Genomic DNA, 22092 nt, shown 5'->3' with positions numbered 1-22092 from the left:
AATGATTGCTCTGGTCCGTATTGCCCTGAGCCGACCCTACACGTTTGTCGTGCTCGCGCTCCTGCTGCTCATCATCGGGCCGCTGGCGGCGCTGCGGACGCCGACCGACATCTTCCCTGATATCCGCATCCCCGTGATCGGTGTGGTCTGGCAGTACACCGGCCTGCCGCCCGACCAGATGTCCGGCCGCATCACGACGCCGTTCCAGCGCGCGCTGACGACGACGGTCAACGACATCGAGCACATCACCGCCAACTCCTATAACGGCTTCGGCATCATCAAGATCTTCTTCCAGCCGAACGTCGACATCCGCACCGCCAACGCGCAAGTCACCGCGATCTCGCAGACGCTGCTCAAGCAGATGCCGCCGGGCGCGACGCCGCCCCTGATCCTGAACTATTCCGCCTCGACCGTGCCGATCATCCAGGTGGCGCTGTCGGGCGAGGGCCTCACCGAGCAGAACCTTGCCGACATCGGCATCAACCAGCTCCGCACGCCGCTGGTCACCGTGCCGGGCGCGGCGATCCCCTATCCGTTCGGCGGCAAGCAGCGCCAGGTCCAGATCGACCTCGATCCCACCGCGCTCCAGGCCCGCGGCCTGTCCGGCCAGGACGTCGCCAATGCGCTCGCAGCCCAGAACCTGATCACGCCGGTCGGCACCCAGAAGATCGGCCAGTTCGAGTACAACATCCAGCTCAACAACTCGCCGCTGAAGATCGACGAGCTCGGCAATCTGCCGATCCGCACCGTCAACGGTGCGATGGTCTATGTCCGCGATGTCGCGACCGTGCGCGACGGCAATCCGCCGCAGACCAACATCGTCCATGTCGACGGCAACCGCTCCGTGCTGATGATGGTGCTGAAGGCGGGCGCGACCTCGACGCTCGACATCATCGCCGGCATCAAGCAGAAGGTGATCGAAGTCAAGGATCAGCTGCCGGATGCGCTGAAGATCGGCTTCATCGGCGACCAGTCGGTGTTTGTCCGCGGCGCGATCGAGGGCGTCGCCTTCGAAGGCGTGATCGCCGCGCTGCTCACCAGCGTCATGATCCTGTTGTTCCTCGGCAGCTGGCGCTCGACCATCATCATCGCGGTGTCGATCCCACTCTCCGTTCTCGGCGCCATCATCATGCTGTCGGCGATCGGCGAGACGCTGAACATCATGACGCTCGGCGGCCTTGCGCTCGCGGTCGGCATCCTCGTCGACGACGCCACCGTGACCATCGAGAACATCAACTACCATCTGGAGCAGGGCAAGCCGGTCGAGCAGTCGATCCTCGACGGCGCCAACCAGATCGTGACGCCGGCCTTCGTCTCGCTGCTCTGCATCTGCATCGTGTTCGTGCCGATGTTCTTCCTCACCGGCGTCGCGCGCTTCCTGTTCGTGCCGATGGCGGAAGCGGTGATGTTCGCGATGATCTGGTCGTTCATCCTGTCGCGCACGCTGGTGCCGACCATGGCGAACTACCTCCTGCAGGCGCATGTCCATCATGAGGGCGAGCCGCCGAAATCGCGCAATCCGTTCGTCTGGTTTCAGCGTGGTTTCGAGAAACGGTTCGAGCGCATTCGCGGCGGCTATCATGATTTCCTTGGCCTTGCGCTGGCGCACCGCGCGGTGTTCGTGATCGGCTTCCTCTGCGTGGTCGGGGCCTCCTTCGCGCTGGTGCCGTTCCTCGGCCGCAACTTCTTCCCGGCCGTCGATGCCGGCAACATCCTGATGCATGTTCGCACGCAAGTGGGCACCCGCGTCGAGGAGACCGCCAACCAGCTCGCCGACGTGCAGAAGGCGGTGCGCAAGCTGATCCCTGGCGAGATCGAGACCATGACCGACAACATCGGCATGCCGATCTCCGGCATCAACATGACCTACAACAACACCGGCGTGATCGGCCCGCAGGACGGCGACATCCAGATCAAGCTCAAGGAAGGCCACAAGCCGACCGAGGAGCACGTGAAGATTCTGCGCGAGCAGCTGCCGCGGCTGTTCCCCGGCGTCAGCTTTGCGTTCCTGCCCGCCGACATCGTCAGCCAGATCCTGAATTTCGGCGCGCCGGCACCGATCGACCTGCAGATCCGCGGCGCCAACATCAACGCCAACTTCGCCTATGCCAACAACCTGCTGGCCAAGGTCCGCAAAATCCCGGGCGTTGCCGACGCGCGCATCCAGCAATCGCCGAACAATCCGACCTTCAACATCGACGTCGACCGCACCCGCGCGCAATATGTCGGCCTGACCGAGCGCGACGTCACCAACAGCCTCGTGGTCAATCTCGCCGGCTCCTCGCAGGTCGCGCCGACCTACTACCTCAACCCCGACAACGGCGTGTCCTATTCGATCGTGATGCAGACGCCGCAATATCAGATCGACTCGCTCAGCGCGCTGCAGACGCTGCCGATCACGGCAGCAGGCAATTCGCAGTCGCCGATCCTCGGCGGCATCGCCGACATCAAGCGCTCGACCTCGAGCGCGGTGGTGTCGCAATACGACATCCAGTCGATGGTGCAGATCTTCGCGACGACCTCGGGTCGCGATCTCGGCGCGGTCGCCGCCGACATCCGCAAGGTGATCGCCGACACCGCCAAGGACGTGCCGAAGGGCTCGTCCGTGGTGCTGCTAGGCCAGGTGCAGACCATGAACAGCGCCTTCACCGGCCTGTTGTTCGGCCTGTTAGGTGCCGTCGTGCTGATCTACTTCCTGATCGTCGTGAACTTCCAGTCCTGGTCCGATCCGTTTGTGATCATCACCGCGCTGCCGGCCGCGCTCGCCGGCATCGTCTGGATGCTGTTCATGACGGAGACAACGCTGTCGGTGCCGGCGCTCACAGGCGCGATCATGTGCATGGGCGTTGCCACCGCCAACAGCGTGCTGGTGATCTCTTTTGCTCGCGAGCGCTACGAGGAGCTCGGCGATCCCGTCGCGGCCGCGCGCGAAGCAGGCTTCGTCCGGTTCCGCCCGGTGCTGATGACCGCGCTGGCCATGATCATCGGCATGGCGCCGATGGCCTTAGGCCTGGGCGAGGGCGGCGAGCAGAATGCGCCACTTGGCCGCGCCGTGATCGGCGGCCTGATCTTTGCAACTTTCGCCACGCTGATGTTTGTTCCCGTGGTGTTCAGTATGGTAAACAAGAAACAAGGCGCCAAAGCCGCCGCCTCATCGGAGACCCCGCATGTCGCCCACTGAACCTCGCTCCCCGGTGTCGCACCGGAAACTGGGCATCTTCGGCGTGGTGGCGCTGATCGCGGCAGGCCTCGCCGTCGGCACCGGCATCCGGGCCCGCGAGGAGCAGGGCTCCAAGCTGAAGGAATGGACCGACGACCAGGCCGTCCCCAGCGTTGCAGTGACCCTGCCCAACGCCAAGTCCCTCAATGCGACCATCGATCTGCCAGGCCGGCTGGAGGCCTATTACCGCGCTCCGATCTTTGCCCGTGTCCAAGGTTATCTGAAGAGCTGGAGCGCCGACATCGGCGCCCGCGTCAAGGCAGGGCAGGTGATCGCCGAGATCGAGGCGCCGGACCTCGACCAGCAACTGCTCCAGGCCCGCGCCGACCTCGCCAGCCAGCAGGCCAGCGCCAGGCTGTCGGAGGCGACGCTGAACCGGCGCAAGACGTTGGTCGCTTCCAACTTCGTCTCCGCGCAGGAGATCGACGAGCGTACCGCCGACCTCTCCAACAAGAACGCCGCGGTCAAGTCGGGCCAGGCCAATGTCGAGCGGCTCGAAGCGCTCGCCGGCTACAAGAAGATCACGGTGCCGTTCGACGGCGTGGTGACCTCGCGCGACACCGACGTCGGCGCGCTGATCAATGCCGGTGGCGGCTCGGGTCCGGCGATGTTCGTGGTGTCCGACATCACCAAGCTGCGCGTCTATGTCAACGTGCCCCAGAACTACGTGCCGGCGATCAAGATCGGCGCCAAGGCCACCATCGCGCTGCCGGAGTATCCGAACCGGACCTTCCAGGCGACGGTGGAAGCCTCATCCCAAGCGGTTGATGTTGCTTCGGGCACCACGCGCATGCAGCTCGGCCTCGACAACTCCTCCGGCGAACTGATGCCCGGCGGCTATGCCAGCGTGAAGCTGAACCTGCAGCGCGACACTGCGCCGCTCAGCATCCCCGCCAGCGCCCTGATCTTCAACGGCAGCGGATTGCGGGTTGCGACCGTCGGCGCGGACGACAAGGTGCTGTTCAAAACCGTGACCATCGCCCGCGACCTCGGCCGCGAGATCGAGCTCGCCTCGGGCATTGCCCCTGATGACCGCGTCATCACCGCTCCGCCGGACGGCCTCTCCGACGGCGATGCGGTGCGGGTCGTGGGCGCCGGCGGCAAGCCGGCCACGGCGTCGGAGAAGCAGCAGCCGAAGAGCTGAGGCGGTCTCGTGCCCCGGACGCCAGTCTCGTAGGGTGGGCAAAGCGAAGCGTGCCCACCATCTTATGTGATCCGGAAAGAATGGTGGGCACGGCGCAGAGCGCCTTTGCCCGCCCTACAAGACCTACGCCACCCGCCACTCCGGCACGCCATCCGCGGCTATCGTGATTTCGCCAATCGAACCCACCGGCGTGCGATCCATGTTCAGCAGATGGGTCAGCGTCGCGCTATCGCCCGCCGGAATCCGCGCCAAGGTGCGTCGGTCGTCTTCCGTCCGCAGCATCACCACGCCGTGCTCGACCTCGCCGCCACGGCCGTAGAGCACCGTAAAGCTCTCGACCTTGCCCTTGCCTGAGGCCTCCGTCACGAACTCCGGCACCGCGCGCTTGTTGCGATCGGCTTCGCCTTGCACGCTCGTCTCCTGCGCCAGCGCCTCGCGCGGCGGCGCCTTCGACACCACCAGCGCGTGGTGCTTGGTGACGAAGCCACCCTGGCCATAGAGCAGGCCGAGACTGGCGCCATCGCGCACCCGCCGCACCATCGCGCAGGCGGCATGCGTCATATAGGTGTTGAGCGGCGCGCCGAAGAAGGTGAGGCCACCGGTCACGGTCGGCTGGACGTCGTCGGAAAGACCCAGCGTCCGCCGCGCCATCTTGGGCACGCAGGGGAAGCAGCTGTAGAGCTCGATCGCGTCGAACTTCTTGCCGTCGCCGCCGGCGAGGTCCATCACGCTCCTGAGCACCGCATTCTGCGGATGGCTCTCGTAAAACTGGTCGCGCAAGAGATAGTCGCGCGGTTCTTCCGCGGAGGCGCCGCCGAGCGGATAGACCAGCTTGTCTTCCGCGACGCCTGCCGCGCGCGCCTTGGCAAGGCTGGTGAGCAGCAGCGCACCGCCCATGTTGACACTGGGATTGGCCACCATGAGCTTGTTGTAGGGCCACGCGATCAGGCGGTTGTCCGCGGTCGGCGTCGTGATCTCCTCAGGCGCATAGCGCCGCTTCAGCCAGGCATTGGGGTTTTGCGCGGCCGCTTCCGAATAGCGCGACCACAGCGTGCCTGACTCCGCCATCGCCTCGCGCGGCGTCTGGCCCCAATGCGCGGAGGAGGCGGCCTCATAGAACGGATAGACCGTGACGGGCCGGAACACGCCGAGCTTCACCGCTAGCGGCTTCTGGAACGCCGCGCCGCGCTTGGGCTCCTCGACGTCATGCGCAAACGGCGTCCATGGTAGCTTTGCGCCCGCGCGCTCGGCCTTGGTCGCGGTCGACTGCGCCTCCGCGCCGCACACCGCCGCCACGGTGCATTCGCCGCGCGCGATGCGCTTGGCCGCCTCGTGGATGTAACGGATCGGGCTCTCGCCGCCGACCGGGCCGTAATAGCAATGCGCCGGCGAGACGCCGAGGCGCTGCGCCAGCAGCTTTTCCGGATCGCGATAGCGCCAGCTCAAGAAATTGACGACGTCGAGCGACTGCACCTCACCGAGCAGCCTTGCGCCGGCATCAGTTTCTGCGCGTCGCAATGCCTGTTCGAGGAGATCGAGCGGCTCGAGGCCTTCGGTTATTTCTTTCGGGCGGTCGACGATCTCGCCGATGCCGACGATGACGGGGATGCGCTCTTCGGGAGTAAGGGAATTGGTCATTTCTTCTTGCTTTACGTTTCGGATCTTGGGCACGCCGTCGCCCTTCGTGGCTCGCTGCGCGGCGCTACGCACCGCGCGGCTCGCACCTCAGGGTGACGGCTACGGGGACAGCGTCATCCTGAGGTGCGAGGTCGGCCGCGCATTTGCGCCGCCGGCCGAGCCTCGAAGGATGGGCCGCGGGCGCTGCTCTGGCCACACACACCATCACTCCGCCACCAGCGCATTCATGTGCTCGACGGCTTCGGCGAAATCTTCCTTGAACTCCTGCACCACGGCGCCTGCCGACTTCACGCTGTCGATCAGTCCCACGCCCTGGCCGACGAAATAGCTGACGAGATCACGCGCCTTCGCATTGCCGCTTGCGGCCGCGCGATCGATCGAATTGAATGCATCGCGGCTGATGATGCTTTGCAGCGGCATCGGCAGCGCGCCCGGGCTTTCCGGCGCGCGGTCCCAGGCATCGGTCCAGACCGAGCGGAGCTGGCGCGCCGGCTTGCCGGTGCGGCCCTTCGAGCGGATCGCATCGCGCGAGGACGCAGCGATCATCTTCTCGCGAAAGATCTCGCTGGTCTCGGCTTCGACGGTCGCGAGCCACACCGAGCCGGTCCATGCGCCCGCGGCGCCCATCGCCATGCAGGCGGCCATCTGCCGCCCCGTCATGATGCCGCCGGCCGCCAGCACTGGTACGTCGCGGATTTTCTTGATCGCCTTGATCACCTCGGGCACCAGCACCATGGTCGAGACTTCGCCGCAATGGCCGCCGGCCTCGGTGCCCTGCACCACGAGGATGTCGACACCGGCCGCGACCTGGCGCAGCGCGTGCTCCTTGGCGCCGACGAGCGCGGCCACAGGGACGCCGTGCGTCTTGCCCATCTCGATCATCGCCTTCGGCGGCACGCCCAGCGCATTCGCGATCAGGCGGATCGGATGATTGAAGGAGACTTCGAGCAGCTCCAGCGCCGTCTTGGCGTCGAACGGCTGCGGCCGGTTGTCGGCGACATCAGTGGTGGTCAGCTCGATATCGTATTTCTTCAGCAGGTCGCGCGTGTAGGCACGGTGCTCCTGCGGCACGCGAGCTTCCAGGCTCTTCCAGGTGACGTCCTTCTCGCCGGCGGTCGAGATGTTTTCGGGGATCAGCACGTCGATGCCATAGGGCTTGCCGTCGACGTGGTCGTCGATCCATTTCAGCTCGCGTTCGAGCGTATCGGGCGTGTGCGCGGTGGCACCCAACACGCCGAAGCCGCCGGCGCGGCTGACAGCGGCAACGACATCGCGGCAATGGCTGAAGGCGAGTAGCGGGAACTCGATGCCCAGCATGTCGCAGATCGGCGATTTCATGGCTCTCTCCCGGCAGCCGCCTTCGTTGCTGTTGTCGCTTTGCGTGCGAGATTGCGCGACGCTAGCCCATCGTCGCCTGCGATGCCATGCCGGATTCGACCCCGCATCTTGCGTGCAGGCGCCGCGCAGTGGACGCACCATTCCGCTCTACAAAATAAGCGGACCAGCGCCGTCCGATTTGCCCCTTGCGCTTTCGTCTCCTTGAGAGAATGCTGGCTCGCAGCAACAGAAAACAAATCAGGGAGCGCCAAGAGATGTCGTCAGCGCAAGCGAATCCGGCTCAGGGTGCGGAAGCCTACGACGTGGTCGTCGTCGGTGCAGGCTTTGCCGGCCTATACATGCTGCACCGGTTGCGCGGGCTCGGCTTCTCGGCACGCGTCTTCGAGCAGGGCGGCGGCGTCGGCGGCACCTGGTACTGGAATCGCTATCCCGGCGCGCGTTGCGACGTCGAGAGCATGCAGTATTCTTACTCCTTCTCCGAAGAGCTCCAGCAGGAATGGGACTGGAGCGAGCGCTACGCGCCGCAACCGGAGATCCTGAAATACGCCAATCACGTCGCCGACCGTTTTGACCTTCGCCGCGACATCCAGTTCAACACCCGCGTCGAGCGCGCCGTGTTCGATGAGCGTGCGAACAGCTGGTCGGTTACGACTTCCGACGGCAGGATCGTTCAGGCGCAGTTCGTCGTGCTCGCCACCGGCTGTCTCTCGAACGCGCGCAGGCCCGACATCAAGGGCATCGAAAACTTCAGGGGGCCCGTCTATCACACCGGCAACTGGCCGCATGAAGACGTCGACTTCACCGGCCTGCGCGTCGGTCTCATCGGCACGGGATCGTCAGGCATCCAGTCGGCGCCCATCATTGCCGAACAGGCGAAACATCTCACCGTGTTTCAGCGCACCGCGAACTTCTCGATTCCCGCCCGCAACGCCGCGCTCACCGACGAGGAGCGCGATGCGTTCCGCAAGAACTATCCGGAGATCCGCCGCTTCGCCCGCGAGGTCGCTCGCAACGGCATCTATGCCGAGCAGCCCGACCGCGGCGCGCTCGACGATGCCGAGGACGTCAGGCGCGCCAAATACAAGGCGCGGTGGGATCATGGCGGGCTCACCTTCATGTACGTCTACAACAATCTCGGTCTCGATCGGGCCGCGAACGACACCGCCGCCAACTACGTCCGCGGCAAGATCGCGGAGATCGTGAAGGACCCTGAGACCGCAAGGCTGCTGCAGCCGAGCAGCCATCCGATAGGCACCAAGCGGATCTGCATCGATACGGATTACTTCAAGACCTTCAACCGGCCGAACGTCTCGCTGGTCGACATCAAGACCAACCCGATTGAGGAGATCACCGCGAACGCGGTCCGTGTCGCAGGACGGGATCACGAGGTCGATGCGCTGGTCATGGCGACCGGCTTCGACGCCATGACCGGATCGGTCGCGAAGATCGACATCCACGGCCGTGGCGGGCAGACGCTGAACCAGAAATGGGCGGAGGGTCCCAAAACCTATCTCGGCCTGATGAGCGCGGGTTTTCCCAACCTCTTCATCGTAACCGGTCCCGGCAGCCCGTCTGTGCTCTCGAACATGATCGTGTCGATCGAGCAGCACGTCGACTGGATCGCGGATTGCCTCGTCCACATGCGCGGGCAGGACCTTGCGACGATGGAGGCGGATAGCGGCGCCGAGGACAAATGGGTCGCCCATGTCAACGAGGTCGCCCATGGCACGCTCTATCCGCAGGCCAATTCCTGGTACATGGGGGCGAACATCCCGGGCAAGCCGCGCATCTTCATGCCCTATATCGGCGGCGTCGGCGTCTACCGCCGCATCTGCGACGAGGTCGCAGCGAAGGGATATGAGGGTTTTGTGATGGAGGCGGAACTGCGGCCGCAGGCGGCAGCGTCATAGAGGCTGTCATTCCGGGGCTCGCCCCGCGGGCGCCTCGGAATGACCGTGGGGAGGGCGCCTGCCATGACGAAACGTAGAGTTGCCCCGCCGGGCAATGCATTTCGGAGGCCTTGCTATCGGCCATCCGCGGTCTAATTAATGCACGCGCATCTTTTTGCCGGAGCCCCCGCATGACCGACGCCCCCGCCTACGTGCCGCCCAAAGTCTGGACCTGGAACAAGGAGAATGGCGGGCAGTTCGCCAGCATCAACCGGCCCATTGCCGGCCCCACCCACGACAAGGAGCTGCCCATCGGCAAGCATCCCCTCCAGCTCTATTCGCTGGCGACCCCGAACGGGGTGAAGGTCACGGTGATGCTGGAGGAGCTGCTGGCGCTCGGCCACAAGGGCGCCGAATACGACGCCTGGCTGATCAGGATCGGCAACGGCGACCAGTTCGGCAGCGGCTTTGTCGACATCAATCCGAACTCGAAAATCCCGGCGCTGATGGACCGCTCGGGTCCGGAGCCGATCCGCGTGTTCGAATCCGGCTCGATCCTGTTCTACCTCGCCGAGAAATTCGGCGGCGCCTTCCTTCCGAAGGAGATCAAGGCCCGCACTGACACCATGTCCTGGCTGTTCTGGCAGATGGGCAGCGCGCCCTATCTCGGCGGCGGCTTTGGCCATTTCTATGCCTACGCACCGTTCAAGATCGAATACGCCATCGACCGCTTCGCGATGGAGGTGAAGCGGCAGCTCGACGTGCTCGACCGTCGCCTCGCCGACAACGAGTACCTCGCGGGGAAGGAGTACACGATTGCCGACATGGCGGTGTGGCCGTGGTACGGCGCGCTCGCCAAGGGGCTGGTCTACGGCGCCGGCGAATTTTTGTCGGTGCAGGACTACAAGAACGTGCAGCGCTGGACCGACCAGATCGCGCAGCGCCCCGCGGTGAAGCGCGGCCGCATGGTCAACCGTGTCTCCGGCGATCCCTCGAGCCAGCTCCACGAGCGGCACGACGCCAGCGATTTCGAGACGAAGACTCAGGACAAGATCGAGCCGGCGACGTAGGTGCCTTTCTTCACCTCTCCCCGCTTGCGGGGAGAGGTCGGATCGCTCTTGCGATCCGGGTGAGGGGGTACAGCTCTCTCGAGCATCTCGCGTGGGGAGAGAAGCCCTTCACCCCAACCCTCTCAGCGCGAGCGAAGCTTGTCGCGGCGCCATAAGAACGGGGCGAGGGAGCGTACCTCCGCCGCGGCGCTACTTCCCCTTCACCCCCTCCGCCGCCGGAAACACCACGCGGTCGTCCGTGCGGCAGTAGCGGTCGGCGAACATGCGGCCGATCGGGTGATAGCGGTCCATGTGCACCCGCATCGCCGTGTCGTCCCACAGCTCGTCGCGGATGTGGAAGTGGATGCCTTCGCCCATGATCAGGCGGCGATCGTCGTTGACGTCGATCAGCTTCCAGAGCTTGCACTCCATCGCCCAGGGCGCGTCGGCGAGCCGCGGCACGGCGATCTTCGACGATGGTGCGAGCCTCAAGCCGAGATAATCGGGTTCGCCGATCTCGGGCGGAAAATCGCCGCTGCTCTCGTGCATGGCCCGCGCCAGCGGTTCGTCGGCGATGTTGACCACGAACTCGCCGGTGCGCTGGATGTTGAGGAAGGTATCCTTGTCCTCGCCATTCGGCTTGCGGTTCGCCGCGAACATGCAGAGCGGCGGATCCTCGCAGAAGGCGTTGAAGAAGCTGAACGGCGCGGCATTGACGACGTCGGTCGGCCCGATTGACGTCACCCACGCGATCGGCCGCGGCAGGATGAAGGACGTCAGCACCTTGTAGCGCTCGCGGGGCGTCAGCTCGCTGGCGGCGTAGTCCATGGTGGCTCCTGGAGGGGCTTGCGTTCTTCACCTCTCCCCGCCTGCGGGGAGAGGTCGAATTCGATCGAAGATCGAATTCGGGTGAGGGGGTACAGGTCCCTCGACGATCTCACGTGTGGGAAGGGGCCCCTCACCCCAACCCTCTCAGCGCGAGCGAAGCTCGTCGCGGCCCCGTAAGAACGGGGAGAGGGGGAGGAGGGAGTCTTCACGCCATGCTCAGCTCGTGCCGGCCGACCACCATCCAGTGCACCTCGTCCGGACCGTCGGCGAAGCGCAGATGGCGCACGTCCTGATACATCTCCGCGAGCGGGGTCCAGTGCGAGATGCCGGTGGCGCCGTGCATCTGGATGGCCTGGTCGATGATCTTGCAGGCGCGCTCGGGCACCATGGCCTTGACCATGGAGACCCAGACGCGGGCTTCCTTGTTGCCGAGCACGTCCATCGCCTTCGCCGCCTTCAGCACCATCAGCCGCATCGCCTCGATCTCGCAGCGGGCCTGCGCGATGATCTGCATGTTGCCGCCGAGATGGGCGATCTTCTTGCCGAAGGCTTCGCGGGTGAGGCCACGCTGCACCATCAGGTCGAGCGCCTTCTCGGCCTTGCCGATGGTGCGCATGCAGTGATGGATGCGGCCCGGTCCGAGGCGGAGCTGCGAGATCTCGAAGCCGCGGCCTTCGCCGAGCAGCATGTTCTCCTTCGGCACGCGCACATTGTTGAAGCGCATGTGCATGTGGCCGCGCGGCGCATGGTCCTGGCCGAACACGTACATCGGCCCGAGCACCTCGACGCCGGGCGTGTCGCGCGGCACCAGGATCTGCGACTGCTGCTTGCTCGGCGCCGCATCCGGATTGGTCTTCACCATCACGATGAGGATCTTGCAGCGGGGATCGCCAAGGCCCGAGATGTAATACTTCTCACCGTTGATGACCCATTCGTCGCCGACGAGCTTTGCGGTGGTCGAGATGTTCTTGGCGTCGGAGGAGGCGACGTTCGGCTCGGTCATGACGTAGGCCGAGCGGATCTCGCCGTTGAGCAGGGGCTTGAGCCACTTCTCCTTCTGCTCCTTGGTGCCGACGCGCTCCAGCACCTCCATGTTGCCGGTGTCGGGCGCCGAGCAGTTCATGGTTTCGGAGGCCAGCGGGCTCTTGCCGAGCTCGGCGGCGATATAGGCGTAGTCGAGATTCTTTAGGCCTTGGCCGGTCTCGTCATCGGGCAGGAAGAAATTCCAGAGGCCTTCCTGCTTGGCCTTGTTCTTGGCCTTCTCCAGCACCTCGAGCTGCTTCGGCGTGAAGCTCCAGCGATCCTCCTTGCCTTCGCCGGCCTTGGCGAACTCGATCGACATCGGCTCGACGGTGTCGCGGATGAATTTCTTGACGTGATCATAGAGCGGCCGGACCTGGTCCGACATGCGAAGGTCGTTCAGCTCGTCGCCGGGATTGAGGGTGTAGTTGGTGGTGCGGGGAATGTAGGCGTGCTTTGTCATTGTTCCTCCCGAAGGCGCTGAGATCGTGTTGGCCGCAACAATAGTCGCAGCGACGCCAAAGTGCGAGCGCGTATTTTCTCACGCGAGCCATGCCATGTGATGGAATTTCGCGAGGGCGTTTGAAATGTTGTTTGAATGGGAGGCGGGCGAGAGACGGCGGGCGCGTGCGTCACTCTCCGCTGTCATCGCCCGACTTGTTCGGGCGATCCAGTATTCCAGAGACAGCGGTGATTCACAGAGAAGCCGTGGCGTACTGGATGCCCCGGTCAAGCCGGGGCATGACAACAGTGGTTGCCGCTAAATCAATTCGGCATCCGGTGCATCGCGCAGATCTTGTTGCCGTCGAGATCGCGCAAATAGGCGATATAGAGCTTGTTCCCCGCGCCCTCGCGGATGCCGGGCGGATTCTCGATCGGCGTTCCGCCGGCCGCGACGCCGGCGGCGTGCCACTTGTCGACCTGCTCAGGCGAGTTGGCGGCAAAGCCGATGGTGCCGCCGTTCGCGCAGGTCGCCGGCTCGCCGTTGATCGGCTTCGTCACCGAGAACACGCCGGTCTTGGTGATGTAGAAGATGCGGTGCCCGTCGACCCTGGCCGGCCGCACCTCGAGTGTGCTCAGTAGGCTGTCGTAGAACGCCTTGGCTTTGTCCAGATCGTTGGTGCCGATCATCACGTGTGAAAACATTTGCCCTGTTCCCCTCTGCGCTTACAAACTCGGAAAACCGTAGGGTGGGCAAAGCGCAGCGTGCCCACCACGACAATGAAAAATGCTTCTGGTGGGCACGGCGCAGGCGCGCCTTTGCCCACCCTACGAAATCTCAAAACGCGGTATAGCCGCCGTCGATCACGAACGTGTCCGCAGTGTGATACGACGACGCCTTGCTCATCAGATACACGGCGATGCCGCCGAAATCGGAGGCCTCGCCGAAGCGCCTTACCGGAATCCGCGGCATCACATTGGCGACGAATTTTTCGTTGGCCATGAGACCTGATGTCATGTCGCTCTTGATCCATCCGGGCAGGATCGCATTCGCGGTGACGCCGTGGCGGGCGAGCTCGACACCGAGCGCGCGCACCAATGCGTTGATGGCGGCTTTGGTCGCGGCATAATGTTCGTTGCGCGCGGTGCCGAAGATCGAGGCGAGGCTCGAGGTGGCAACCAGCCGGCCGAACGGATCGCCGGCATTGGCGCGGTCGGTCATGTGCTTTGCGGCGGCCTGGAACGCGTGGAACACGCCGTCGAGATTGGTCGCGAACATCGTGCGCCATTCGTCCTCGGTGCGCTCGATGAAAGACCTGCGGCCGCCGCCGCCGATGCCGGCATTGGCGAAGCAGCCGTCGACCCGGCCAAACGTGTCGAGCGTTGCCTTCATCGCGGCGTTGACCGAGGCGGGATCGGTGACGTCGCAGACGCGGCTATCGACCTTGCCTGATAGCCCCGCCATGCTCGCGGCAGCGGCCTTGTTCTTGTCAGCATTGCGGCCCCAGATCGAGACGTTACAGCCCTGGCCGGCGAGGGCCTGCGCGATGCCGAGCCCGATGCCGCCATTGCCGCCGGTGATCACGGCGACGCGTCCGGTGAGGTCGAAAATGTTCATGGCGCGTTTCCTGTTCTTGATATGAGGCGCATCAGCCGCTGCGCACAAGATTGCTTGCTATGCTGTGATCACCATGGACAAGGCCGCGACAAAAATCAAATATGCGCCCCGGCAAAACTAAATTCCGGTCTGCGAAACTGGCGCGGTCCGCAACTGACGAGGAAACCATGCAGTTCAAACACGTCACGCTCGATTTCGATGGCTCGGTTGCGATCCTCCGGCTCGACCATCAGGAGGTGATGAACGCGGTCTCCGTGGACATGCTGGGCGGCCTTGCCGAGGCGCTCGACGCGATCGAGGAGAAGAAGGACGATGTGCGCTGCGTCGTGCTAACCGGCGCGGGGCGGGCGTTCTGCACGGGTGCTAATCTGCAAGGGCGCAACAACCAGTCGAAGAAGACCAAGGCCGGCCTGACGCTGGAGACCGGCTTTCATCCCTTCCTCCGCCGCATCCGCAATCTGCACTGTCCGATCGTCACCGCGGTCAACGGGCCGGCGGCGGGCGCCGGCATGAGCTTCGCTCTGCTCGGCGACATGATCCTTTGCGCGCGCTCGTCGTATTTCCTGCAAGCGTTCCGCCGCATCGGCCTGGTGCCGGATTGCGGCTCGACCTGGCTGCTGCCGCGCCTCGTCGGCCGGGCGCGCTCGATCGAATTGTCGCTGATGGGCGAGCGGCTGCCGGCCGAGAAGGCGCTGGAATGGGGCCTCGTCAATCGCGTTTATGACGACGGCGTGCTGATGGAGGAGGCGATGAAGCTCGCGCGCGATCTCGCCAGCGGGCCGACAGTGGCGCTGTCGCTGATCCGCAAGCTCTACTGGGACAGCCCGGAAAATTCCTTCGAGGACCAGCTCAATCTCGAATTCCAGTGCCAGCTGCGTGCCGGCGACACCCAGGATTTCCGTGAGGGCGTCGGCGCGTTCCTGGAGAAGCGCCCCGCGCAGTTCAAAGGCAAATGATCGAGGCGGAGCTTTCGCGCAGCGTCGCGCGCTGGTGTAAGGGCGCGACCGGCGTCACCGGCGCGGCAAAACTGTCGGGCGGCGCCAGTCAGGAGACCTGGCGCTTCGACATCACGCATCCTGACGGGCCGATCGGTGCGATCCTGCGCCGCTCGCCGAAAGGTTATGGCGCGGCTCCCACGCGTGCGGCGGGTCTCGCGGCTGAGGCGCAGTTGATGCAGCTCGCTTACGAGGCCGGCGTGCCGTCGCCGCGCGTGATGCATGTGCTGACGCCGGACGAAGACCTCGGCACCGGCTTCATCATGCAGCGCGTCGAGGGCGAGACCATCGCGCGCAAGATCCTTCGCGATGATGAGTTCGCAGCGGCGCGGCCGCTGCTCGCGCGGCAGATCGGCGGCGTGCTCGCCGGCCTCCATCGGTTGCCGCAGGATAAATTGCCTGAGCTGCGCAGCCGCGGCGCGACCCAGGAGATCTCCGAGTTCGAGCGCGACTATCGCAGTCTGAACTGGCCAAAGCCCGTATTCGAGCTGGCGCTGCGCTGGCTGCGCGACCACGATCCTGGGCCGTCAGTCGAGACCACGCTGGTGCATGGCGATTTCCGCAACGGCAATCTCATCATCGGATCTGATGGTGTCCGCGCGGTGCTGGACTGGGAGCTCGCCCATCTCGGCGATCCCATGGAGGATCTCGGCTGGGTCTGCGTCAATTCCTGGCGGTTCGGTGAGATCGACAAGCCCGTCGGCGGCTTTGGTTCGCGCGAGGAGCTGTTCGCGGGCTATGAGGCCGCCGGCCGCAAGGTCGATGCGGCGCGCGTCAAATTCTGGGAAGTGATGGGGACGCTGCGCTGGGGCATCATGTGCGGCGGCATGATGCAACGGTTCCGCGAGGGGCCGGACCATTCCATGGAGCGCGCCATGATCGGCCGCCGCGCCTCCGAGACCGAGATCGATCTGTTGCGGCTGCTGGCGCCGCGCGGGAGCTGAGAGATGCAGGATGAACCGACGCCGATCGAGCTGACCAAGGCGGTCGCCGATTTCCTCCGGAGCGACATCACGCCGCTGATCTCCGGCCACCAGGCCTTCAAGCTGCGCGTCGCCATCAACATCCTCGATCTCGTCACGCGGCAACTGACGCGGGAAGAGGGGAGCGATGCTGCGGAGGCGGAGCGGCTGCGCGCGCTGCTCGGCATGGATGGCTCCGTCACGGAGCTCAACCGCGTACTCGCCGAGCGTATTGCAAAGGGCGAGGTCGATCTCGCCACGCCGGGGCTAGCCGAGCACCTGTGGGCGACCACGATGGACAAGCTCGCCGTCGATCAGCCGAATTACGCGTCCTACAAGCGGGAGCTTGGCCGCAATCCGTAGGATGGGTAGAACGCAGCGAAACCCATCATCTCGCACCTTGCGCTGTCATCGATGGGTTTCGCTGCGTTCTACCCATCCTACGCACTCTATCCTCCGTCATTCCGGGGCGTCGCGTAGCGACGAGCCCGGAATCCATTCATCCATTTTCACTGACGCTCGATCGATCCTGGGTTCGCGCCAAGTGGGCGCGCCCCGGAATGACCGCGCAAAAGCGCGGTCACTTCCCCATCCATTTCGGCGGCCGCTTCTCCGAGAACGCCTTCGGGCCCTCGATGTAATCCTGCGAGGCCGCCATCGCCTGCACGGCCGGATAGTCGCGCTGCTCCGCGATCGCCTGTTCCAGCGACACGCCGAGCCCGCGCTGGATGGCCTGCTTCGAGGCGCGGATCGACATCGGCGAATTCTTGGTGATCATCTCCGCCCAGCGCAGCGCGGCGGTGAGTGCTTCGCCCTGCGGCACCACCTCGTTGACGAAGCCGAGCTCATGGCCTTCCTTGGCGCTGACATGGCGGGCGGTGAGGATCATGCCCATGGCGCGCTTCAGGCCGATCTGGCGCGGCAGCCGGTGCAGGCCGCCGGCGAGCGCGGCAAGGCCGACGCGCGGCTCGGGCAGGGCGAAGGTCGCATTCTCCGCGGCGATGATGAGGTCGCAGGCGAGCGCGATCTCGAAGCCGCCGCCCATGGCGACGCCGTTGACCGCCGCGATGATCGGCTTGTCGCAATCGAACCGCGAGGTGAGGCCGGCGAAGCCGCCCTTGTCCCAGCCGCGCTTTCCGCCGGCCGCCTGCCACTTCAGATCGTTGCCGGCGCAGAACGCCTTGTCACCGGCGCCTGTGACGATCGCGACCCACTGATCGGGATCGGCGGAGAAATCGTCGAAGACCTTCTGCAGCTCGAAATGCGCATCGGTATGCAGCGCATTGTAGACCTCCGGCCGCGACAGCGTGATGATCGTGATCGGCCCCTTGCGTTCCACTTTCGAAAATTTCAGCTCCATCGCGCGCTCCCGCATTTTCTTCTGAAATGAATATTGGCGTCATACTACCGCGCGTTGGCGCCAGAGCACCATCGAATTGCGCGGGCACGCCTTGCGCATCTGGCACGTCTCGCCTTGCTTGATTTCTGCTTGCTTGACTTGAGCCCGCTCTTCTCACCTTAATCGTGCGAAGCAAGATCGCGCCTAGCGCCTTAACACAAAACGATAAAATCAATCCGGGAGAGAACCTGTGGATTTCTCATTGCCTGCCGATCTCGTCGCCTATCTCGGAGAGCTCGACCGTTTCATCGAACGTGAGATCAAGCCGCTGGAGGAGGCCGACGACAACATCCGCTTCTTCGATCATCGCCGCGAATGGGCGCGCACCGATTTCGAGAATGGCGGTCTGCCGCGCCATGAATGGGAAGCGTTGCTGCGCAAGGCCAAGGATCTCGCCGACGCCGCCGGCCATCTGCGTTTTCCGGTGCCGAAGCAATATGGCGGCAAGGACGGCTCCAACCTCTGGATGGCCGTGATCCGCGAGCATTTTGCCGCCAAGGGCCTCGGCCTGCACAACGATCTCCAGAACGAGCACTCCATCGTCGGCAACTTCCCCGTCGTCACCATGCTCGACCGCTACGGTCGCGACGATCAGAAGGCGATGATCGACGGGTCGATCAAGGGCAAGTACCGCATCACCTTTGGCCTGACCGAGCCGCATCACGGCTCGGATGCCACCCACATGGAGACACGCGCGGTGCCGGCGACCCGCGACAACGTCAAGGGCTGGATCATCAACGGCGAGAAGATGTGGACCACAGGCATGCACGTCGCCACGCATTGCGCGCTGTTTGCACGCACGTCGGGCAATGACGGCGATGCCCGCGGCATCACCTGCTTTCTCATGCCGGCCAAGAGCCCCGGCGTGAAGGTCGAAGAGTACATGTGGACCTTCAATATGCCGACCGACCATCCGCGCGTCAGTTTCACCGACGTGTTCGTGCCGGAGGATGCGCAGTTCGGCGAGGTTGGCCGCGGCCTGTCGCTGGCGCAATGTTTTGTCCACCAGAACCGCATCCGCCAGGCGGCGAGCTCGCTCGGTGCCGCCGTCTACTGCATCAACGAGAGCGTCAAATACGCGCGCGAGCGAAAGCCGTTCGGCCGGGCGCTCGCCGAGAACCAGGCGATCCAGTTTCCGCTGGTCGAGCTCGCCACGCAAGCCGAGATGCTGCGCCTCTTGATCCGCAAGACCGCCTGGGAGATGGACCAGCTCACCGAGGAGCAAGTCGAGCGCACGCTCTCCGACCGCGTCTCGATGTGCAACTACTGGGCAAACCGCCTCTGCTGCGAATCCGCCGACCGCGCCATGCAGGTCCATGGCGGCATGGGCTATTCACGCCACAAGCCGTTCGAGCACATCTACCGCCACCACCGTCGTTACCGGATCACCGAAGGCAGCGAGGAGATCCAGATGCGGAAAGTGGCGGGGTTCTTGTTCGGCTATATGGGGCCGAACAAGCACTGAGACTTGCACCGGTGCCGTAGGGTGGGCAAAGCGAAGTGTGCCCACGATCCCTCGAATACGGAACGAGATGGTGGGCACGGCGCGTTGCGCCTTTGCCCACCCTACGGGATTGCGCACATATCTCTCCCGAGTCGTCCCCGCGAACGCGGCGACCCATAACCCCAGCGAGAAGTTTGAGGCGAGATGGTAACTCCGAGTCTTCGCAAAACCCGATCCTGTGGTTATGGGTCCCGGGTTCGCGCTGCGCGCGCCCCGGGACGACAGCGGGGATCAATTCACCCGTCGATCCTTCCCCGCCCAATACGGCTCGCGCAACTGTCTGCGCAAAATCTTGCCTGACGGATTGCGCGGCAGGGCCGGCAAGAACTCCACGCTCTTCGGCGTCTTGTAGCCGGCGATGCGCTCGCGGGTGAAGTTGATGATGTCGGTGGCGCTCGCCTGCTTGCCCGGCTTCATCACCACGACGGCTTTCACTGCCTCGCCCCATTTATCGTCGGGCACGCCGATCACGGCAGCTTCCGCGACATCAGGGTGATCGCACAGCGCGCTCTCGACCTCGGCGGGGTAGATGTTCTCGCCGCCGGAGATGATCATGTCCTTGATGCGGTCGTGGATGTAGAGGTAGCCGTCCTCGTCCAGGTAGCCGGCATCACCCGTGCGCAGCCAGCCGTCGCCTCGCAGCGTCGCGGCGGTCGCCTCCGGCAGATTCCAGTAGCCGGCCATGTTAGAGCCCGAGCGCGTCGCGATCTCGCCGACCTCACGCGGCGGCAGTGGCCTGCCGTTCGCATCAAGTATCGCGATCTCGATGCCCGGCAGCGCCTTGCCGGCCGAGCGCATCCGCTCAAGCCCCTCGACGTGATCCTCCGGCGGCAGCGCGACGATGGTGCCGGTGGTCTCCGTCATGCCGTACATCTGCACGAAGCCGCATTTGAAGACCTCGATGCATTCCTTCAGCAGCGCCGCCGGAATCGGGGAGGCGCCGTACAGCATGTATTTCAGCCTGGAGAAATCGACCATCCTCGCGCGCGGCTGCCGCACCACGAACTGCATCGCCGCGGGCACCATGAACAGCTTTGTGATGCCGGACTGCTCGAAGAAATCCAGCACCTTGGTCGGATCGAACTCGCGCGCGATGACGCCGCGCGCGCCGTGATAGAGGCCCATCACGCCCCAGCCCGACCCGCCGATATGGAAGATAGGCATCGCGACCAGCGAGACATCGTCGGTCGACCACCGGTTCCACTCCGGCTTGTCCTCGGCATTGCCAGTTTGCACGAGGTTGAGGAAGTTCGCGTGGCTCAGCATCGCGCCCTTCGGCTTGCCCGTGGTGCCCGAGGTGTAGAGCTGGATCGCGATGTCCTTGGTGTCGATCGGCACCTTCCGATCGGTGCCGCTCTGCGCATCCCGCCAGGCTGTAAAATCCTGCCATTCCGGCGAGCCGCCTTCGGTCGTGATGACCGTGCGCACGCCTGGTATCTGGTCCCTGATCTGCGAGACCAGTGTGATGAACTCGGGTCCTACGAACAGCACCGGCGCCTTGCAATCGGCGACGATGAAGGCGACCTCGGGCCCGGCGAGCCGCCAGTTCACCGGCGCCATCACGACGCCCGCCTTCATCGCGCCCATTAGAAGCTCGAAATAGAGATCGCTGTTCTTGCCGAGATAGGCGATGCGGTCACCCTTCTTCACGCCCATCGCGAGAAGCGCGTTGGCGACCTTGTTGGTCTTGATGTCGAACTCGGCAAAGCTGGTGATACGGCCTTCGAACTCATAGGCGATGGCATCGCCGCGGCTCGTCGCGCGCTCGCGCACCATGTCGGCGAGGTTCGCCAATGGCTGTGTGGACATGTTTCTCCCGTGGCGTTTTGTTTTTTATGCCGCCGAGTGTGGCGTCATCCGCGGGCGAAGACAAGATGGGCCGCACTGTCGTCCCGGACAAGCGCGCCTTAGCGCGCGCCGATCCGGGACCTCCGCGCGAGCGCTTGCGCTCGTCGCGATAACCACAGGGAGTGGTTTTGCGAAGACTCGCAGTTGCCTGTCTCGCACTACAACTCTTCCCTGTGGTTATGGGTCCCTGCTTTCGCAGGGACGACAATTGCGGGTGGGGCGAAAGTGTCAGCCACTTACAAGCTTTCGCACATCTACCCCCGCTTCGCCCGGTCCTTCTCGTTCTGCGCCATGATGCTCTCGCGCGCGGCTTTCCAGTCGTCGTCGCTCCAGTCGCGCAGCTGGTAGAAATTGCCGCCCATCGCGAGCGCCTGCGCGCCGTCCATGGCGATGGTCTCGCCGGTGATCCAGTCGCAGCCGCCGGAGATCAGGAACACCGCGAGGTTCTGCAATTCCTCCATGGTGCCGACGCGGCCCATCGGGTTCATCGCCTTGGTCCGTGCACCGGCCTCATCGCCGGGCTTGATGCGCTTGCTCATGCCCTCGGTCGGGATTTCGCCCGGCGCAATGGTGTTGAGGCGGATGCCGTAGCGGCCCCATTCGGTGGCGAGCGACATCGTCATGGCATGGATTGCCGACTTGCTCATCGCCGACGGCACCACGTAGGGCGAGCCGTTGCGCACCCAGGTCACCGTGATCGACACGACATTGCCGGGCTGCTTCAAGGCGATCCAGCGCTTGCCGACCGCATGCGTGACGTAGAACGTACCGTGCATGACGATGTTGGCGACCGCATCGAAACCGCGCGGCGACAGCTCCTCGCTGCGCGAGATGAAATTGCCGGCGGCGTTGTTGATGAGATCGGTCAGCGGTCCGTCGCGGAAGATGTTCTCGATCATCTCCTCGACCGCGAGCGCGTTGCGGATGTCGACGCCGTGGCTGGTGACGCGGCCGCCATACTCGGCCATCAGCTCGGTCGCGGTCTCGTCGCACACGATCTTGCGCCGGCCGCAGATATGCACCTCGGCGCCGAGCTGGAGGAAGCGCGCCGCCATCGACTTGCCGAGCCCGGTGCCGCCGCCGGTCACGAGAATGCGCCGCCCGGCCAGAAGATTTTCCTTGAACATGGCTGTTTCTCCCGTACGGATTGTCAGTTAATTGGTCGATTGACTAAATCCGGCCGCCAGCTTCCTGTAAAG

At 64.5% G+C, this 22092-nt stretch carries 17 protein-coding genes; 8 read left to right on the top strand and 9 right to left on the bottom strand.

Annotated features, from left to right (window positions below; translation table 11 throughout):
* The first annotated feature begins 1 nt into the window (after window position 1).
* Together BRAGE_RS0124105 and BRAGE_RS0124100 are read left to right on the top strand one after the other, a co-directional pair.
* A complete protein-coding gene (locus BRAGE_RS0124105; RefSeq protein WP_027558625.1) occupies window positions 2-3181 on the top strand; it encodes an efflux RND transporter permease subunit in 3180 nt (1059 codons plus the stop codon).
* Window positions 3168-4364 carry an efflux RND transporter periplasmic adaptor subunit gene (locus BRAGE_RS0124100; RefSeq protein WP_027558626.1) on the top strand — a complete coding sequence of 399 codons (1197 nt, stop codon included), beginning with the start codon at window positions 3168-3170 and terminating at the stop codon, window positions 4362-4364. Before BRAGE_RS0124105 ends, BRAGE_RS0124100 begins: the two co-directional genes overlap by 14 nt.
* Before the next feature lie 123 nt (window positions 4365-4487).
* Here the strand turns inward: BRAGE_RS0124100 and BRAGE_RS0124095 are convergent, their stop codons facing one another.
* Entirely contained in the window at window positions 4488-6002 is a 1515-nt protein-coding gene (locus BRAGE_RS0124095; RefSeq protein WP_027558627.1) for an acetyl-CoA acetyltransferase, read from the bottom strand.
* Between the two features lie 204 nt (window positions 6003-6206).
* Window positions 6207-7340 (bottom strand): nitronate monooxygenase, encoded by a 1134-nt coding sequence (locus BRAGE_RS0124090; RefSeq protein WP_027558628.1) that lies wholly within the window; start codon window positions 7338-7340, stop codon window positions 6207-6209.
* A gap of 254 nt (window positions 7341-7594) precedes the next feature.
* On the opposite strand from BRAGE_RS0124090, the gene BRAGE_RS0124085 reads away from it, so the two are divergent.
* Both BRAGE_RS0124085 and yghU read left to right on the top strand, forming a co-directional pair.
* Entirely contained in the window at window positions 7595-9250 is a 1656-nt protein-coding gene (locus BRAGE_RS0124085; RefSeq protein ID WP_027558629.1) for a flavin-containing monooxygenase, read from the top strand.
* Between the two features lie 170 nt (window positions 9251-9420).
* Window positions 9421-10299: a glutathione-dependent disulfide-bond oxidoreductase gene (yghU, locus tag BRAGE_RS0124080; RefSeq protein ID WP_027558630.1), complete on the top strand. Its 879-nt coding sequence runs from the start codon at window positions 9421-9423 to the stop codon at window positions 10297-10299.
* A gap of 189 nt (window positions 10300-10488) precedes the next feature.
* Here the strand turns inward: yghU and BRAGE_RS0124075 are convergent, their stop codons facing one another.
* From BRAGE_RS0124075 to BRAGE_RS0124060, 4 genes are all read right to left on the bottom strand, one after another.
* Window positions 10489-11106, bottom strand: a complete 618-nt coding sequence (locus BRAGE_RS0124075) for a flavin reductase family protein (protein ID WP_027558631.1) — start codon at window positions 11104-11106, stop codon at window positions 10489-10491.
* Window positions 11107-11311: 205 nt separating this feature from the next.
* A complete protein-coding gene (locus BRAGE_RS0124070) occupies window positions 11312-12589 on the bottom strand; it encodes an acyl-CoA dehydrogenase family protein (protein WP_027558632.1) in 1278 nt (425 codons plus the stop codon).
* Between the two features lie 302 nt (window positions 12590-12891).
* Window positions 12892-13272, bottom strand: a complete 381-nt coding sequence (locus tag BRAGE_RS0124065) for a VOC family protein (protein WP_027558633.1) — start codon at window positions 13270-13272, stop codon at window positions 12892-12894.
* A gap of 133 nt (window positions 13273-13405) precedes the next feature.
* Complete coding sequence (locus BRAGE_RS0124060) at window positions 13406-14185, bottom strand: SDR family NAD(P)-dependent oxidoreductase (RefSeq protein WP_027558634.1); 780 nt, start codon at window positions 14183-14185, stop codon at window positions 13406-13408.
* A gap of 167 nt (window positions 14186-14352) precedes the next feature.
* On the opposite strand from BRAGE_RS0124060, the gene BRAGE_RS0124055 reads away from it, so the two are divergent.
* Genes BRAGE_RS0124055 through BRAGE_RS0124045 form a run of 3 tightly spaced genes read left to right on the top strand, consistent with a single transcriptional unit; the run spans window position 14353 to window position 16505 of the window.
* Window positions 14353-15141, top strand: a complete 789-nt coding sequence (locus BRAGE_RS0124055) for an enoyl-CoA hydratase/isomerase (protein WP_027558635.1) — start codon at window positions 14353-14355, stop codon at window positions 15139-15141.
* Window positions 15138-16124, top strand: a complete 987-nt coding sequence (locus BRAGE_RS0124050; protein ID WP_027558636.1) for a phosphotransferase family protein — start codon at window positions 15138-15140, stop codon at window positions 16122-16124. The genes BRAGE_RS0124055 and BRAGE_RS0124050 overlap by 4 nt, the downstream gene beginning before the upstream one ends.
* A 3-nt stretch (window positions 16125-16127) precedes the next feature.
* Entirely contained in the window at window positions 16128-16505 is a 378-nt protein-coding gene (locus BRAGE_RS0124045; protein WP_027558637.1) for a DUF6285 domain-containing protein, read from the top strand.
* A gap of 217 nt (window positions 16506-16722) precedes the next feature.
* Here the strand turns inward: BRAGE_RS0124045 and BRAGE_RS0124040 are convergent, their stop codons facing one another.
* Window positions 16723-17502: an enoyl-CoA hydratase-related protein gene (locus BRAGE_RS0124040; RefSeq protein ID WP_027558638.1), complete on the bottom strand. Its 780-nt coding sequence runs from the start codon at window positions 17500-17502 to the stop codon at window positions 16723-16725.
* A gap of 229 nt (window positions 17503-17731) precedes the next feature.
* On the opposite strand from BRAGE_RS0124040, the gene BRAGE_RS0124035 reads away from it, so the two are divergent.
* Window positions 17732-19006 carry an acyl-CoA dehydrogenase family protein gene (locus BRAGE_RS0124035; RefSeq protein WP_027558639.1) on the top strand — a complete coding sequence of 425 codons (1275 nt, stop codon included), beginning with the start codon at window positions 17732-17734 and terminating at the stop codon, window positions 19004-19006.
* Window positions 19007-19276: 270 nt separating this feature from the next.
* Here BRAGE_RS0124035 and BRAGE_RS0124030 read toward each other — a convergent pair whose 3' ends face one another.
* Complete coding sequence (locus tag BRAGE_RS0124030; protein ID WP_027558640.1) at window positions 19277-20854, bottom strand: fatty acid--CoA ligase; 1578 nt, start codon at window positions 20852-20854, stop codon at window positions 19277-19279.
* A gap of 293 nt (window positions 20855-21147) precedes the next feature.
* Window positions 21148-22020, bottom strand: coding sequence for an SDR family oxidoreductase (locus BRAGE_RS0124025; protein WP_027558641.1), 873 nt, complete (start codon window positions 22018-22020; stop codon window positions 21148-21150).
* Between the last annotated feature and the right edge of the window lie 72 nt (window positions 22021-22092).

Source organism: Bradyrhizobium genosp. SA-4 str. CB756, from assembly GCF_000473125.1.
Lineage (GTDB): Bacteria > Pseudomonadota > Alphaproteobacteria > Rhizobiales > Xanthobacteraceae > Bradyrhizobium > Bradyrhizobium arachidis.
Note: the sequence above shows the minus strand (reverse complement) of the source record. Positions and strands in the feature narration are given on the sequence as shown.